Origin of the sequence: Rhodococcus sp. 14-1411-2a, assembly GCF_002259485.1 — a bacterium.
GTDB lineage: Bacteria > Actinomycetota > Actinomycetes > Mycobacteriales > Mycobacteriaceae > Rhodococcoides.
Map to the genome: position 1 here is coordinate 1 of NZ_NPGA01000022.1, position 15154 is coordinate 15154.

12 protein-coding genes and 1 pseudogene are annotated in these 15154 nt (G+C 61.4%); 5 read left to right on the forward strand and 8 right to left on the reverse strand.

Going from position 1 to position 15154, the window contains the following annotated elements:
• Positions 1-364 (forward strand): annotated as a pseudogene (locus tag CH291_RS25565) (heavy metal translocating P-type ATPase); the annotation flags it as partial.
• 106 nt (positions 365-470) lie between these two features.
• Here CH291_RS25565 and CH291_RS25570 read toward each other — a convergent pair.
• The 8 genes from CH291_RS25570 to CH291_RS25605 all read right to left on the reverse strand — a co-directional run bounded on the left by CH291_RS25570 (position 471) and on the right by CH291_RS25605 (position 7055).
• Positions 471-1124 (reverse strand): DUF305 domain-containing protein, encoded by a 654-nt coding sequence (locus CH291_RS25570; protein ID WP_094689067.1) that lies wholly within the window; start codon positions 1122-1124, stop codon positions 471-473.
• Between the two features lie 85 nt (positions 1125-1209).
• Positions 1210-1632, reverse strand: coding sequence for a DUF6153 family protein (locus CH291_RS25575; RefSeq protein WP_094688974.1), 423 nt, complete (start codon positions 1630-1632; stop codon positions 1210-1212).
• Positions 1633-1705: 73 nt separating this feature from the next.
• Positions 1706-3067: an MBL fold metallo-hydrolase gene (locus CH291_RS25580; protein ID WP_008720030.1), complete on the reverse strand. Its 1362-nt coding sequence runs from the start codon at positions 3065-3067 to the stop codon at positions 1706-1708.
• Between the two features lie 57 nt (positions 3068-3124).
• The gene (locus CH291_RS25585; RefSeq protein WP_027494148.1) at positions 3125-3394 is read right to left on the reverse strand and encodes a metal-sensitive transcriptional regulator; all 270 of its coding nucleotides are present in this window, start codon (positions 3392-3394) and stop codon (positions 3125-3127) included.
• 79 nt (positions 3395-3473) lie between these two features.
• Positions 3474-4247 carry a sulfite exporter TauE/SafE family protein gene (locus CH291_RS25590; protein WP_027494149.1) on the reverse strand — a complete coding sequence of 258 codons (774 nt, stop codon included), beginning with the start codon at positions 4245-4247 and terminating at the stop codon, positions 3474-3476.
• Entirely contained in the window at positions 4247-4666 is a 420-nt protein-coding gene (locus CH291_RS25595; protein WP_027494150.1) for a DUF302 domain-containing protein, read from the reverse strand. Before CH291_RS25595 ends, CH291_RS25590 begins: the two co-directional genes overlap by 1 nt.
• Before the next feature lie 42 nt (positions 4667-4708).
• Positions 4709-4960 carry a YgaP-like transmembrane domain gene (locus CH291_RS25600; RefSeq protein WP_094688975.1) on the reverse strand — a complete coding sequence of 84 codons (252 nt, stop codon included), beginning with the start codon at positions 4958-4960 and terminating at the stop codon, positions 4709-4711.
• Positions 4961-4988: 28 nt separating this feature from the next.
• Entirely contained in the window at positions 4989-7055 is a 2067-nt protein-coding gene (locus tag CH291_RS25605) for an MMPL family transporter (protein ID WP_230074946.1), read from the reverse strand.
• Positions 7056-8401: 1346 nt separating this feature from the next.
• Here CH291_RS25605 and CH291_RS25615 point away from each other — a divergent pair.
• From CH291_RS25615 to CH291_RS25630, 4 genes are all read left to right on the forward strand, one after another.
• A complete protein-coding gene (locus CH291_RS25615) occupies positions 8402-10357 on the forward strand; it encodes a type I restriction-modification system subunit M (RefSeq protein WP_094639446.1) in 1956 nt (651 codons plus the stop codon).
• A gap of 89 nt (positions 10358-10446) precedes the next feature.
• Entirely contained in the window at positions 10447-11556 is a 1110-nt protein-coding gene (locus CH291_RS26615; RefSeq protein WP_179276674.1) for a restriction endonuclease subunit S, read from the forward strand.
• On the forward strand, positions 11553-14672 hold the full coding sequence (locus CH291_RS25625; protein WP_094688976.1) for a type I restriction endonuclease subunit R: 3120 nt from the start codon (positions 11553-11555) through the stop codon (positions 14670-14672). Before CH291_RS26615 ends, CH291_RS25625 begins: the two co-directional genes overlap by 4 nt.
• Entirely contained in the window at positions 14669-14869 is a 201-nt protein-coding gene (locus CH291_RS25630; protein ID WP_094639444.1) for a helix-turn-helix transcriptional regulator, read from the forward strand. The genes CH291_RS25625 and CH291_RS25630 overlap by 4 nt, the downstream gene beginning before the upstream one ends.
• Positions 14870-15154: the final 285 nt, after the last annotated feature.

Genomic DNA, 15154 nt, shown 5'->3' on the forward strand with positions numbered 1-15154 from the left:
CGCTATCGGCGCGGGTACCGACGTTGCTATCGCGTCGGCCGGAGTGATCCTCGCCAGCGACGACCCGAGGTCGGTGTTGTCGGTGATCGAACTCTCGCGCGCCTCGTACCGAAAGATGAAGCAAAACCTCTGGTGGGCAGCGGGATACAACCTCATCTCGGTTCCGCTCGCGGCAGGAGTGCTCGCGCCGGTCGGGTTCGTGCTGCCGATGTCGATCGGCGCGATCCTGATGTCGCTGTCGACGATCATCGTCGCTGCGAACGCACAATTACTGCGTCGACTCGACCTCACACCCGACACCATCACCGGAGCGGTGAACGAGGGGAGTTCCAACCCTCCGTCGCAGCGCACACCGTCACTGTGAGAGCTGATCTCGTACCGGGAACGCAGCTCTGACAATTGTGGAACGTTGATGGCCGCACCTTCTCCGCCGGAGAGGATGCGGCCATCGTTGTCTATAGCGGGCCGGGTCAGCCGAGCAGCCGCTGCATGGTGTCGATTTCCTGCTGCTGGGTGGCGACGATGGTGCGGGCCATCTCCAGGGCGTCAGGATTGGAACCGTCTGCGATTTCGGTGTTGGCCATCTCGATGGCGCCGGTGTGGTGGGCGATCATCATCGTCAACCACTGGCGGTCGAATTCCGGTCCCGACGCTGCCATCAACGCGTCCATGTCCTGAGCGGTCATCATGCCGCTGCCGGAGCTGTGGTCCATCCCGCCCATGTCACCCATGTCACCCATGTCACCCATGTCACCCCTGTCCATGTCGGGCATGGGCTGGCCCCACTCGGTCAGCCATGCCGTCATCTGGTCCATCTCGGGCTGTTGCGCGGCGGCGATCGCCGATGCCAGCGACAGCACCTCCGGGTTGTCGGTGCGGCCGTCCGCCAAGTCGGCCATCTCCACTGCTTGCGCGTGATGCGGGTACATCATCTGCGCGAACATCACGTCGGCATCGTTGAACTCTGCGGACGCGCTTGCTTGGGCCGAGGACATCGGTGCCGAGGACATCGATCCCATCGCATGGCCATCCATCGACGAATCCGCCCCGTTGTCGCTACAGCCGACGACGAGGAACGCGCTCGCGGCGGCAGCAGCGATCGAGGCAATGACTTTGGTACGCATGAGGAAACTCCTTGCAAGAGTGAGTAGTACAGAGGATTCGATGTCGTTCGATCCGCCGACAGACACGCGTCTGCCGGGCTCCCTGTCACACTCGCAAGGTCACCGATCTGTCCAACTCCCACAACGTCCACGGCGGCGCACGCCCCCACTCAGAGTCGGTGCGCCCAACGATCCGGTTAAGCAGCGTCGGTACCGGGTCGATGGCTGCGCTCGTCACCGGGACCGTCAGCGCGGGCCACGACGCTGTCGTACCCACACAGGGATGCATCATCTGGTACCCCGACGGGCAGTCATGTTCCCCGGTCATCACCGGAACCGTGGCGTCCGTGTGGGACGGTGCTGCGAACGAGGCATGGCCGCCGCTCATCGATGTGGACATCGAGCCGGTCACGGGCATCGACATCGGTGTCACCGAATGCATCAACAGGACACCGAACACCGTCAGTGCAATCAGTAAAGCTGCCGTCGGAGCTGTGCCCCGTCGACCGTGCCGATTCACTGAGTGCATGCGGCCGATGATACCAACATATACCCCCTGGGGGTACGCCTGTCTCGTCGCGTTCGGTCGTCGAAGCATTTCGTCATGTCTTCGAGGTGTCGAGTCCGAGATCTGTTGCGCGGTTGTAGTCGTCGTCGATGAGCACCACGCTGCGATGTTCCCGGTCGAGTAGTGAGGCCGCGATCGAGGCGCGATAGCCGGAGGCGCAGTGCACCCACACTTTGCCGTCGGGAACTTCTGCGAGTCGGTGCGGCAGTTCGTGGAGGGGAATGTTGATCGCACCGGGGATGTGGCCGTCCGCGTATTCGGACTGTTGACGGGTGTCGAGCACTGCAATGTCCGAGTCCTCTGCGGCGAGTCCGGCGAAGTCGGACACTTCGTAGGACCGTACGCGCCCGTCGCTGGCGAGTGAGTGAATCTCTCCGACAGCGGAGCCGGAGGGGTGGTCGATGCCGATACGTGCCAACTCCCTTGTGGCCTCGTCGATTTGATCGGAGGTGTCGCCGATCAAGGTCAGCGGCGCACCCCACTGGTAGAGCCAGCCGAGGTAGGTGACGAATGTCGTCGACAGCTCGAAGCCGAGGGAACCGTCGAGATGTCCGGCAGCGAAGGCGGTGCGTGCGCGGAGGTCGACGACCCATTGTCCGTCGTCGATGCGGCGGCGTAGTTCGTCGGGGTCGACGGGTTCTGGGGTGGACAGGTCGATCGGGGCCGGACCTTCGGTGTTGATGACGCCCATGTGGGCGTAGTACGCGGGGTAGGCCGACAGTCCTGCGATCAACTCGTCGACGTAGGTTTGTTCGTCCTGGGTCAGCGCGGGATTGGACTGTTGCTGTTCACCGATGGTCGACGAGTCGCCGCTGGTGGGGGTCGCGGAGCAGAAGCTACCGAATCCGTGGGTGGGGTAGACCTCGACGTCGGCGGGGAGTTCGGCGGCGATTCGACGGACCGAGTGGAACTGGGCATGGGTGAGCTCGTCGGTGTGTTCGGAGCCGAGTAGGTCGGTGCGGCCGGTGGATCCGTAGAGCATCGAGCCGCCGGTGAAGATCGCGATCGGTTCGTCTCCGAGTTGCAGTACGTAGCTGACGTGATGATGTGTATGGCCCGGGGTGTGCATGACCTGAAACGTCGCCGATCCCGCGTCGACGACATCGCCGTCCCCCACTGCCCGTCGCTCGAATTCGACCGGGTCACCCTCGGGCACAACGTATTCGGCTCCGGTGGCGCGTGCGAGTTCGAGTCCGCCGGTGACGTAGTCGTTGTGGATGTGGGTTTCGAGTACGTGGGTGATCGCGGCGTTCTTCTCCGTGGCCAGTGCCAGGACGCGGTCGATGTCACGTTGGGGATCGATCACGACGGCGATGCCGTCGTGGCTGATCAGGTAGCTGCGGTCGCCGAGGCTCGACGTTTCGATGATGGCGATGTCTGGATCGGTGGTGCTCACGGGGTACTCCTACGGTGTAATCGGGTCGGCCTCGTTTCTGACGTGAAACGTCCTCGTTCAGGCCAGTGCGAGGAAGAGCTTTTCCAGTTCTGCTTCGGTCATGGGCTCTTTGTTGTCTGCGGTGTCGCCGGTCATGCATTCACGAAGGCCGGTGGCCACGATCTTGAATCCGGCTTTGTCGAGGGCGCGGGAGACGGCGGCGAGTTGAGTGACGACGTCTTTGCAGTCGCGTCCGTTCTCGATCATGCCGATCACACCGGCGAGTTGGCCGTGTGCGCGGCGCAGACGGTTGAGTACCAATGCGATGCTGTCTTCGTCGCCGATCATTGCGGTCTCCTGAGGGTGTGTGATGGTGGTAGTCCTTCCAGATTACCCCCGGGGGCATCGGTTCGGTGTGTGCAGTCGGTCATGAAAGAACGAGGGTGTCGACAAGTACATAGCCCGCGACGGCGAACACCAGGTAGGCGAACCACGTGCGCAGCTTGTCGGTGTCGATGCGTGTGCTCAGTTTTCCGGCGACCAGCGAGCCTGCGATCGCCGCACCGGCGAACGCGGCTGTCAGTGGCCAGTTCCCGCCGAGCCCGTCGGCCTGAGCGATCAGTCCGGCGGCGGAGTTGGCGACGATGACCACCAGCGACGTTCCGACAGCGACACTCATCTCGATTCCCAGCAACAGCACCAGAGCGGGGATGATCAGAAATCCTCCGCCGACGCCGAACAGTCCGGTGAGGACACCGACCCCGAACCCGGTCGGTATGGACCGTGGTGCGCATCGCCGCCAATCGATCCCGGAACTTCCTGTCTTGCAAGCGGTTCCGACATCGTCGGTGCTGCGCAGCATCCGCGCCCCGGCGATGATCATGACGATCGCGAAGCCGATCATCACTGCGGCCTCGGGCAGATGCCTGCCCAGGACGCTGCCGACCAGCGTGCCGACGATACCGGTGGCCGCGAAGATCGCCGCCAGTCGCCATTCGACGAGCTTCGCCCGCACCTTGGGGATGGCCCCGGTCGCCGAGGCGACACCGATCACCAGCAACGATGTCGGTATCGCCTCCGACAGGTCCATTCCCAGGGCGTAGACGAGAACCGGGACGGCGAGGATCGACCCGCCGCCTCCGAGGAGACCGAGCAGGATGCCGACGGCGACGCCGAGGACCAGTGCCAGCGTCAGGGTCATCAGCTGTGGGCTGCGTCCTGGCCACCGAGTGCGTCGATGGCGGCCTGGAGCTTGGTGGTGGCCTCGGCCGCGACGTCGGACAGTGCTGGCTCGCCGGTCGCTTGGACCATGATGTCGGGGTTCATCGCTTCGACAATGACCGATCCGGAAGCGGAGGTGTCGGCGCGGACGACGACATTGCACGGCAACAGCAAGCCGATCTGGCGCATGACCCCGACGGCGCGGTGCGCGAGGGACGGATTGCAGGCACCGAGGATCAGATACTGCTCCATGTCCTCGCCGAGCTTGGCCTTCAACGTGGCCTGCATGTCGATTTCGGTGAGAACACCGAAGCCCTGATCTGCGAGGGAGGCTTTGACGGCGTCGACTGCGGTGTCGAAGTCGGTGTCGGTCAGAGTGGTCGAGAGTGCGATGTTCATAAGGGAAGTTCCTTTCGGTGGTCGAACTGCGGTGATCTGGGCCTACCCGATTCGGGGCTGGCGAATACTCGGCACGCCCACCCTGGTGAGAAGCGCGCTGGCCGGGCACCAGCCGACCGCTGCGTAGAGGGCGAGGTTGGCGGCAGCGAACGCGCTGAGTAGTCGCCATTGCGGTGCGTGTAATTCGCCGAGTGCCAGACCGGTGGCGGTGACACCGGCAGCAAGGGCGGGGACGATACGTTCGATCGGCCATCCTGTGAATGCCGCCGAGTGGGTTGTGTTCGGATCGGTCATGATTGCTCCGTTGGGTGTGGTGAGGGTGTCAGTGAGAGAAGCTGATCGAGGGCAGCACCTTGCGCAGCCAGGCTGGTGACCACCATGCGGCGTGACCGGTCAGACGCAGCAGGACCGGCAGCAGGATGAGCCTGATCAGGAAGGCGTCGAGCAGTACCGCGACACCGAGAATGATGCCCATTTCTTTCGGTGGGAGCGGATCGGAGAGTGCGAAGGTGAAGAACACGGCGACCATGACCGCGGCGGCGGCGAAGATGACGCGGCCGGAGTGGGCGAGGCCGTCGACCTGGGCGGCTTTCGGGTCGCCGGTCTTCTCGTAGTGCTCTTTGGCGGTGGCGAGCAGGAACACGGTGTAGTCCATGGCGATGGCGAAGATCATCGCGAAGAAGAACACCGGTCCCCAGCCGTCGAGGAACCCCTGTGGGGTGAAGCCGAGCAGTGATGCACCGTGTCCGTCTTGGAAGATCAGCTTCGCTACTCCGAATGCGGCTGCGGTCGAGAGCAGACTGACGGCGGTGCCGAGGATCGCGATCAGCGGTGCCTGCAGTGCAACGAGCAGCAGGATGAAACCGAGCGCGAGGATGATCCCGATCACCAGCGGCAGGTAGTCGTTGAGGGCTTGCTGCAGATCGAGGTTCTCCGCCGGTGCCCCGCCGACCAATGCCGACTCCGGGAGCTGCGCGCGCAGGTCACCGAGGATGGTGCCCATACTCTCGTCGGAGGGGTCCACGGCGGGAAGCGCTTGTAGCAGTGAGTAGTTCGAGCCGTCCGCGGCAGGCTGGGGCGGAGTCACCATCGAGATCCCGTCGACGCTGCTGGCTGCGGTGGCGGTCGCGGCGGCGTCGGAAGAGGGGACGACGATCTGCAGTGCGCCGGGTGCGCCGTCGCCGAACTGGGCTTGGACGAGCTCGTAGCCTTGGCGAACCGGTGCATCTTCTGGGACGACGGTGATCGAGGGCATTGCGACTTTCAGTCCGAGGACCGGCAGTGCCAGGACGATGAGGATGCCGACGGAGACCAGTGCGAACGGCCAGGGATGCTTGTGGAGTAGTTCGCCCCAGGCTGCGAATTTCGGGGAGCGGTGCTGCTGGCGTTTGGCGTAGGGCAGGGATGCGGCGTTGACCTTGGAGCCGAGTGCCCCCAGGGTTGCGGGGAGCAGGGTCATGGTGGCGATCAGCACGAACGTGACAGCGAGCATGATGCCGACGGCCATGGTCCGCACGGCCGGTGCGGGAACGAGAAGCACTGCCGAGAGGCTCACCAGGACTGTCAGACCGGACAGGACCACGGCTTTGCCTGCGGTGTCCATGGTTTCGGCGACGGCGGCACGGGGATCGGCGTTGCGTAGTGCGTCGCGGAACCTGGCGACGATGAAGAGGGCGTAGTCGATGCCGAGGGCGAGCGCGAACATCATCGCGAAGTTCATCGCCCACACCGAGATCGGGGTGACGCCGTTGAGCAGCACGAGACCACCGGCGGATGCGACGAGTCCGGCGACGGTGAGTAGCAGCGGCAGTCCTGCGGCGACGAGCGATCCGAACGCGAGCACCATGATCGCCAAGGTGACCGGCCAGGAGAACAATTCGGCTTGGATCATGGCATCGTGGTTGGCTTTGTTGAAGTCCGACCACAGTGCGGAGGACCCGGTCGGGTAGACCTCGATGCCGTCGCCGGAGAGTTCGGTCAGTTCGCCTTTGACCTCGTCGACGGCTTTGACCATGTCATCTGTACTTGCGTTTGCGCCGGCGATGAGGATGCCGGTGCGGCCGTCGGGGCTGATGGTCATGCCTGGCTGGGGGGCGATGATCTCGCCGAAGCGAGTGTCACCGTCGAATACGGCCGCGACGTCGGTGAGTGTCTGCTGCACCGCTGCGTCTTCGATCGTGGCGGTGTCGGAGTGAACGACCACTTGCACTGCCGCAGAGGAGTTACCACCGAAATGCTGCTGGGCGAGCTCGCGGACCTGGACGGATTCGGAACCGTTGGCCTGCCAGCCGGCCCCGGCCAAGGATGAGAACACCGATGGCGCAGCCGATCCCAGGGCAACGAGGGCGATCAGCCAGATGCCGAACACCCACCTGCGGCGGGCGACCATCGTGCTTCCCAGGCGGCCTAGTGCGCCGGGTGCCGGTGGCCGATGGCGGTCGTGGCGGCCGGTGGCCGCCGCGGTAGCGGGCTTGGTCACAATTACTTCTCCTAATACGGGTGGGGGTATTCAGAAGCGTTGAAGACGCCCAGAGATTCCTGCGAAATGCAGTGGAGTGCTGTTGGGGTGGGGGTCAGCGACGAAACAGGGAACGAAAGAAGTTGTCGCGTGTAGCTGGGGCGGGTGTCTCCATGGAGCAGGAGCACTGCTGCGACCGCGGAACGTTCTTCATAACGCTGTCGACATGTCGACCGCAGCCAGCCCAGGTGGTCTTACCGCATGCCGGGCACGGGACGGGGTAGCACATGGCGGTCCTTTCTGGCGGGTACATCCCTACTGTGACACATACCTAGGGGGGTATGCAAGTACCCGTGGGGGTATGAGGGAAGGGGTGGGCCGGAGCCGATCGGTAGACGGCAGTGGTCTTGCCGGATCAAACGCGAGGCTGTGCTGGCGGCCGCATAAGGCGTTTGATGGTCGCCAGTCTGCGAATGCGGTTGCCCCTCACGGGTTGATGCTCCACGTACGCGCGTGTTGCGACGCTATCGTTCGCGAGTTTCTGCGAACCCGCGCAGTTACATCCCACTTCCATTCCCACACCCAGGCCGGTCCGGACGGGAGCGGCCCAGCAGTGGCAAGCATCGGAGACAACGGATTCGGGGGCATCGGCGACGAATGCCCGCGCCGCTGGCATCCGAACCATCTCGAGCAACAGCACCGCGGCTTGCAACACGAAACGGAACTGCTTCACAACGGCGGATCCGCGGTACTTCTAGATCATGTCCGGCAGGCGGTCGCGCCAGCAGGTAGGATTGACATACGTTGCATGACAATGACTTTCGACTGCAACCTGACATAATATCCGTTATCAGCAATGAATATCGTATTCAACTTGCTTTCTAGACAAGGCACTACTCGACATGCGCCTCGGGACACGGTCGGCCCGTGCCTGCGACAACCCTGCGTGCCTGAGTGAGGTTGGCTCGCTGGGCGAGCAAAGAACTCGGTTGTGCGTCAGGTGAACAAGTTGCCGGCCGATGCGATGCAGAGCACCAGCTTCCCGCGCCGGGACTCCGTCCGCGTTCTTGTGGGTGCCAACGAGGCCGACGAAGTGTTGGATATCCGCGAAATTAAGTGCGTCCGGTAGCTGGCCCCTGCTAACCCGAGGTCAAGCTCAGTAGATCGATGCGATTCATCTCCCCCTTGACCGCACAGCCGAATGTCACGTTCGTGATACACATTTGATGTAAAGTCTTTGATACAAGAATGGTCGCAGCGAGCAGGAACGAGCAGACATGGCAGAGTCGACGACGGCGTCCACCAGCACGAGCACGACGACAGCACGCATAGTCTGGGACACCGCAGACAAGTTCCTTCGCAACATCGTCGACGAAGAAGACTACGGAGATTTCATTCTTCCGTTCACAGTGCTGCGTCGCCTGGAATGCATGCTGGCCGACTCGAAGGAGCAGGTTACCGATTTCGTCGCCTCGCGGGGCGCGCTGCCTCCGCACCTGATCGACATCGCGGTCAAGGACCGGTTCAAGCTCAGTTTCTACAACGTCTCGCCGCTCGACCTCGCCACTATCGCGTCCGTCGACGACAACGTCGAGAAGTCGTTGAAGAGCTACATTGCTGGGTTCTCGAATAACATCGCCGACATCTGGGTCTCCTTCGACTTCGTCCGACGAGTGCAAGTCCTTGCCGAGGCAAATCGTCTGCATTCCGTCGTGAAGCACTTTTCAACGCTAGACCTCGCGCCGAGCAATGTTGAGAACACGACGATGGGCGACGTCTTTGAGGACATCATGTACCGCGCCTTCAACAAGAAGGGCAAAGCCGCGGGCAATTTCTACACGCCGCGCGACGCGATAAAGCTCATGGTCGACATCCTGATCACCAACGATGACGACACTCTCGCAGGCGAAAGCGCGGCGCGCTCTGTCTATGACCCAACTGCTGGATCCGGAGGTATGCTGCTCATCGCTCATCACGCACTGAAACGGATGAACGACAAGATCGATGTGACGCTCTACGGCCAAGAGCTCATGCCCTCCGCTTTCGCGCTCGGCAAAGCGGACCTGCTCATCCAGGGAGGCCGACCGGACGCTATCAAGCAAGGAAATACCCTCGTAGAGGACCTCTACGAGGGACAAACTTACGACTATGTGCTTTCCAATCCGCCATTCGGAATGGATTGGTCGGCGGACGAGAGGTCCATCCGTGATCAGGCCAAAGCGCTTGGCACGCGCTTCAGCCATGGTCTACCGAGTACGAGCGACGGGCAGATGCTGTTCCTCGCACACTGCGCATCGAAGCTCAGCCCTGCAGCGAAGAACGGCCAAGGCGGCCGCGCTGCAGTAGTCTCCAACGCCTCGCCGTTGTTCACCAGCGATAAAGGTCCCAACGCGATACGGCAGTGGCTACTTGAATCGGACCTCATCGACGCAATTATTGCTTTGCCGATGAGTATGTTCTACGGCACAGGGATTGCCACCTACGTCTGGATTCTCGACACGAAAAAGGACCCCGAGCGCCAGGGCAAGATCCAGCTCATCGATGGCTCCGGGCAATGGGCCTCAATGCGAAAGGGCATGGGCGACAAACGCCGTGAGATGCGTAAAGGTAACCGAACTGTGGTGCTTGAGGCGTACAAGGCGTTTGAGCACGCCGACCCCGTCATCTCGCGGGTAATGAGACCCGAGGACTTCATGTTTCGGGACGTACCGGTTTTCAAGCAAGCCAGGCTCGCGACTCGGTTCAGCGAGACGAGTGTCGAGCTTTTACGCAAACACCGAGACTTCGCCGACGGGTACATCCCGGTGTTGAAGTCACTGGATCGCACGCCCTGGAACGAGCTGCCGAAGTCATTCCCTCAAGCCGCGAAAGCTGCCGGGCTGAAGTCCTCCATCAGCCTTATCGGCGCAGTCATGAGCGCGTTGGCGGTGCCCGCCGCCGATGCGCCGCTGGCTGTCGACCGCAAGGGCATGCCGGTTATCGCTGACGACTGGAAAATGACTGAACGGGTACCGCTGAGCGAGGACGTAGTTGAGCATATGGAACGCGACGTGCTGCCGTTCGCTCCTGACGCGCAGTGGGATGTCAGCAAAGCCAAGCATGGCAACGAGATCCCGTTCACGCGAATCTTCTATACGCCCGAGGAGCCCCGCCTGCTCGCCGAAATCGACTCCGATGTTCAGAAAATTATGGGCGAGCTGGCAGCGATGTTCGAGGCGGTGAGTGAGGAATGACCCAATCAGGTTCGTGGCCCCCGTCTGTACCTGCTAACTGGACAACATGCAGGGCCCAGTATGTCCTGCAGCCGGTCTGGCGTGAACCGTTGGAAGACGACGAGATTGTTACTGCGTTCCGAGACGGTCAGGTCACTTTGCGCCGGAATCGTCGTCAAGAGGGGTTCACCAACGCATTGAAAGAAATTGGCTACCAACATATTTCACAAGGCGACTTGGTCATACATTCGATGGATGGCGGCTTCGGTGCCATTGGCGTCTCGGACTCTGACGGCAAAGCGTCTCCCGTGGTCCATGCTTATCGGAGCGACGACTGTAACCTCGAATTTCTTGCGTATTACCTGCGTGCGGCTACTGCAGCCGGCTGGATTGCGGCAAATGGTAAGGGCATCCGAGAACGTTCAACGCAGTTCGACCGTGCCGCCCTCGCGAAGCTGGAGATTTCCTTTCCGCTCAAGCCCACTCAGCGGGCCATCGCCGACTACCTCGACCGCGAGACGAGTGAAATCGACGCGATGATTGGTAAATTAGACGAACTGGCCGAAACGCTCAATGCTAGAAGGTCGGCCATGATCCAGGGCGAGACCGTAAACCGTACAGCGGTGTTTACTCGCCTGAAGTTCTGCGCCGACGTTTCGCTGGGTAAAACTGTGCAGGGTACTCAGAAGCACGACCGCGAAAGTTATGTGAACTACGTGCGTGCCGCATCTATTCAGCCCTACGGCCTTGAGCTTGACGATCAGCGCATGTGGATGAGTGACGACGAACTCAGCAAATACGATCTGCGGGCCGCAGATGTCCTAATTGTCGAAGGGGGCGGTGGCTACGGTCGGAGCGTCGTACTCGAAGACGACATGCCTAACTGGGGGTTCCAGAACCACGTGATCCGCGTTCGCCCCCATCCAGACTCAGACGGCAGATTCCTTAACTACTGCATCAAAGGCCACTTCACGGCTGGGCTCATCGACATTATCGTCGGCGGTGCGACGATACCGGCCTTGTCTTCCCAGAAGGCTCGCGAATTGCCAGTTCCACATCTATCGCACTCGGAGCAAACGCGCATCGCCAACCATCTCGATGAGATCACCGACCAGATCGAGGTCATGATGGCGAAAGTTGCAAAGTTTAAGTCCCTGCTCGTTGAGCGCCGAGCCGCGCTCATAGCCGACGTGGTGACCGGACAGAAAGAAGTCGCATGAGCCACGAGCAACTAATGGAACGAGAGTTTGAAAGCAACCTCTGCGCCGAACTTGCCGAGCGTGGGTGGCGGTACGAGGACAGCGGCAAGCCGACCGGCTGGAACATCGCCCTCGCTATGGTCGATGACGACGTGCTGCACTGGCTCAGCAGCCAGTACCCAGGTGAGTTCGAGAAGGCCGTGCCGGGTGATCTTGTCGACGAGCAGAAGTTAGACGCTGAGCGCAAGCTGCTCCAGCACGTCACTAAAGAACTCGCCAAGACAACCAAGATGGACCCGACCACCGGGCATCCGGTCGGCGGGTTGCTCGGTGTACTACGCAAGGGCTTCATCTACGCCCAGATCGGCCGTCCTGCCGCGAAATTCGGGCCGATGATGGCCTTCCCACCAGCAAACCCCAACTTGACCGAGGTGGTAGAGGCTGCGGCTGCTGTTCGTCTGCGCATCCTCCGCCAGGTTCGCTTCGACACGACGTCCAATGAGACCTTCGACGTGGTACTCACCGCCAACGGACTACCAGTCGCGACCCTGGAGTTGAAGACCGACAACACTCAGACGGTCAACCACGCGATCCGGCAGTACAAAGAAGATCGGAAGCCAGGCAAGAACCGTGCACTACTCGCGCCGGGGCGCGCGCTGGTCCATTTTGCGGTGTCCAACGACCTCGTCTATATGACCACGAAACTCCAGGGCGGGGACACAGTGTTTTTGCCCTTCAACAAGGGCAACGAAGGCCACGGGGGCAACCCACCATCGAGCACAGGCTCCTCGACGAACTATCTATGGCGTGAGATCCTCGACCGCCCGATGTTCATGCGCATCCTCAAAGACTTCGCACTCTTCGAGCCAAGCAAGGCCGGCAAAAACGAAGGACGTCTAGTTTTTCCTCGCTTCCACCAGCTACGCGCTGTCGAGCGAGTCGTTGCCGACATCGAGACCAACGGCACCGGGAAGCGCTATCTGATCTGGCACTCGGCTGGTTCAGGGAAGACGAAGACCATCGCTTGGCTCAGCCATCGACTGATCCGCCACATGAGCCCCGATTCGAAGTCGACGTTCGACTCGGTCATTGTCGTCACCGACCGCACCGTGCTCGACGAGAACATCCGCGAAGACATGAACCTTGTGCAGTCGAGCAAGGGCCTCGTCGTGGCCGTTGGCGAGAAGTCGGGTGCCAAGTCGCCGCAGCTCAAGAAATCGCTGCTTGAGGGCGATCACATCATCACGTGCACCCTACAGACGTTCCCCGAAGTCATGAAACTCATCGAGGACACCCAAGAGCTGCGCGGCAGGCACTGGGCCGTGGTGGCGGACGAGGCGCATTCCTCGCAGTCTGGTTCCACTGCGCGTCAGCTAAAGGAGCTGCTGGCGGACGTCGAGCTTGACGCCGACGAGGACACCATCAGCGCCGATGACCTGTTGTTGGCTAAGGATTCGGCGATTGCAGCCTCTAGCAACATCACGTTTGTCGCGCTCACCGCGACTCCGAAGGCAAAGACGCTGCGCCTGTTCGGCACCGAGCGAGATGGCCGCTGGGAAGCCTTCGACACCTACACGATGGCCCAGGCGATCGAGGAGGGCTTCATCCTCGATGTGCTGACCAACTACTCGACGTACGACATGTTCCTCCGGGTGAAGAACACGCTTGAGGCGGAAGGGTCCGAGACCGAGATCCGGGTTAATACAGGCGAGGCAGTCTCAAATATCGTGCGCTACGCCCGTCTCCACCCGACCGCGATCGCGCAGAAAGTCCGCGTCGTGATCGAGCACTTCCGGCGGAACGTGATGCAGATGCTCGGCGGTGAGGCAAAGGCCATGGTCGTAACAAGCTCGCGGATGGAGGCGCTGAGCTGGTCGAGGAAGATGGACGACTACATCGCGACCCAGGGTTACACCGACATGAGCACGTTGGTGGCTTTCTCCGGCGCGCTTACCGATGAGACAGGCGAGAGTGTCACCGAAGTCTCGGTCAACGGTCGCGGCGGAGTCGCCAAAGCGTTTCGAGAGGAGGGCATCTACCGGGTTCTTATCGTGGCCAACAAGTTCCAGACAGGTTTCGATGAGCCGCGCCTCATGGCAATGTATGTCGACAAGAAGCTCTCCGGCGTCGCCACGGTCCAGACCCTTTCCAGGCTGAACCGCATGTATCCGGGCAAGACCGCCCCGATGGTTGTCGACTTCCGCAACACCCCAGCGAGCGTTCAGGAAGATTTCAAGCTCTACTACGTAGATGCTTACGTTGACGGAGACGTCGATCCCAACGCGCTGTACACGATCGGCGAGCGGCTGGACACGGCTGCGCTCTACGACCAAGACGAGATGGATAAAGTCGCTAAAGCCTTCCTGAGCGACGCCGGAGGGGAAGCGATCGCTAAGGCTCTCTCGCCGATCAAAAACCGCTGGAGTGGCCGTTGGCGGCAGGCTGTGCTGACTAAAGACAAAGAGCAGAGGGAAGCTCTCAACGGCTTCCGGACGGACGTGCTCAGCTACCGCAACGCGTGGCAGTTTCTCAGCCAGATCGTCGACTACCAGGACCCCGAGCTACACCGTCGAGCGATCCTTGCAACCTTGCTAGGGCGCAACCTCCACACCGACGACATTGACTACGACGACAGCTACCTTGAGGGCGTGCAGCTTTCGGGAGTCAAGCTCGTGCCGTCCGCTATTAGTGAGGACCACTCGTTGAGCGAGGGCAGCAGCGAAGGGATCAAGCTTCCAACGTTCGAAGGTGAGCACAAGCCGGGGAACACGCCGAAACGCGGCCCCTTGGACGAGGCCATCGACAAAGTGAACGAAATGTTCCAAGCCAAGGGCGTGGACGTGAGCCCCAAGAGCGTCTCCGGCTTCATCACGACTTTCTGGGGGTTCCTCGACACAAACGAAGAGGCCGTGGCGATGGCAAAGAACAACACCGTCGCGCAGCTCAAGGCTTCCGAAGGATTCAGCGGAGCCGTTGGACTCGCTGTACTAAAGACGGTGAGCGAGTCGCAGGAGATCCAGTCCTACATGACCGACCCTGCGTTTCTTGAACAGATCGCCGAGATCGCCGCGGACGCCCTTCATACCCAACATCGCGCTGATCCGGGCTCAATGGTCGAGTCGGAGTTGGAGTCATGAGCGAGCCCGGGCAGGTGGGCTTTGGCGAAACCATCCGCTACGCCCGCAAGAAACACGGCTGGTCGCAGGCGGAGCTTGGCGAGAAATCGGGGGTTTCCCGCCCGACAATCGCGCGAGTGGAGGCGAACTACGATGTCACGACCGCTACGATTGCCAAGATTGCCCAGGCATTGGGGCTCACACTGGAGCTGAAGTGACAAACAGCGCTACATCAGTCCACTGTGCGCATACCAGACTCGAAAATCACTGAAAAATTCGCCATCGAACATTTCCTACGGTCCTCAAAGGCCTGGACAGCGGGCCGGCTATGGATGGTGCCTATGGAAATGTGGCTAGAGAGCAGACTCGACAAAAAGCTGTACCGAATCCCGAAGACGTTCGGGGCTAACCAAATGGCCTGACATAAGGGCTGCTTATCGGTCGCGGCCACGCTGTCATCAGGCCCTGGGACTGCGCTGGCGTTTGCCGTCTCGACGTGCCCG

What these genes read in the sequence shown, in the direction of transcription:
- CH291_RS25615 (WP_094639446.1), top strand. Translation starts at nt 8,402, where the DNA reads ATGGCAGAGTCGACGACGGCGTCCACCAGCACGAGCACGACGACAGCA.
- CH291_RS25605 (WP_230074946.1), bottom strand. Translation starts at nt 7,055, where the DNA reads ATGGTCGCCCGCCGCAGGTGGGTGTTCGGCATCTGGCTGATCGCCCTC.
- CH291_RS25585 (WP_027494148.1), bottom strand. Translation starts at nt 3,394, where the DNA reads ATGATCGGCGACGAAGACAGCATCGCATTGGTACTCAACCGTCTGCGC.
- CH291_RS25600 (WP_094688975.1), bottom strand. Translation starts at nt 4,960, where the DNA reads ATGACCGATCCGAACACAACCCACTCGGCGGCATTCACAGGATGGCCG.
- CH291_RS25590 (WP_027494149.1), bottom strand. Translation starts at nt 4,247, where the DNA reads ATGACCCTGACGCTGGCACTGGTCCTCGGCGTCGCCGTCGGCATCCTG.
- CH291_RS25595 (WP_027494150.1), bottom strand. Translation starts at nt 4,666, where the DNA reads ATGAACATCGCACTCTCGACCACTCTGACCGACACCGACTTCGACACC.
- CH291_RS25570 (WP_094689067.1), bottom strand. Translation starts at nt 1,124, where the DNA reads ATGCGTACCAAAGTCATTGCCTCGATCGCTGCTGCCGCCGCGAGCGCG.
- CH291_RS25625 (WP_094688976.1), top strand. Translation starts at nt 11,553, where the DNA reads ATGAGCCACGAGCAACTAATGGAACGAGAGTTTGAAAGCAACCTCTGC.
- CH291_RS25575 (WP_094688974.1), bottom strand. Translation starts at nt 1,632, where the DNA reads ATGCACTCAGTGAATCGGCACGGTCGACGGGGCACAGCTCCGACGGCA.
- CH291_RS25630 (WP_094639444.1), top strand. Translation starts at nt 14,669, where the DNA reads ATGAGCGAGCCCGGGCAGGTGGGCTTTGGCGAAACCATCCGCTACGCC.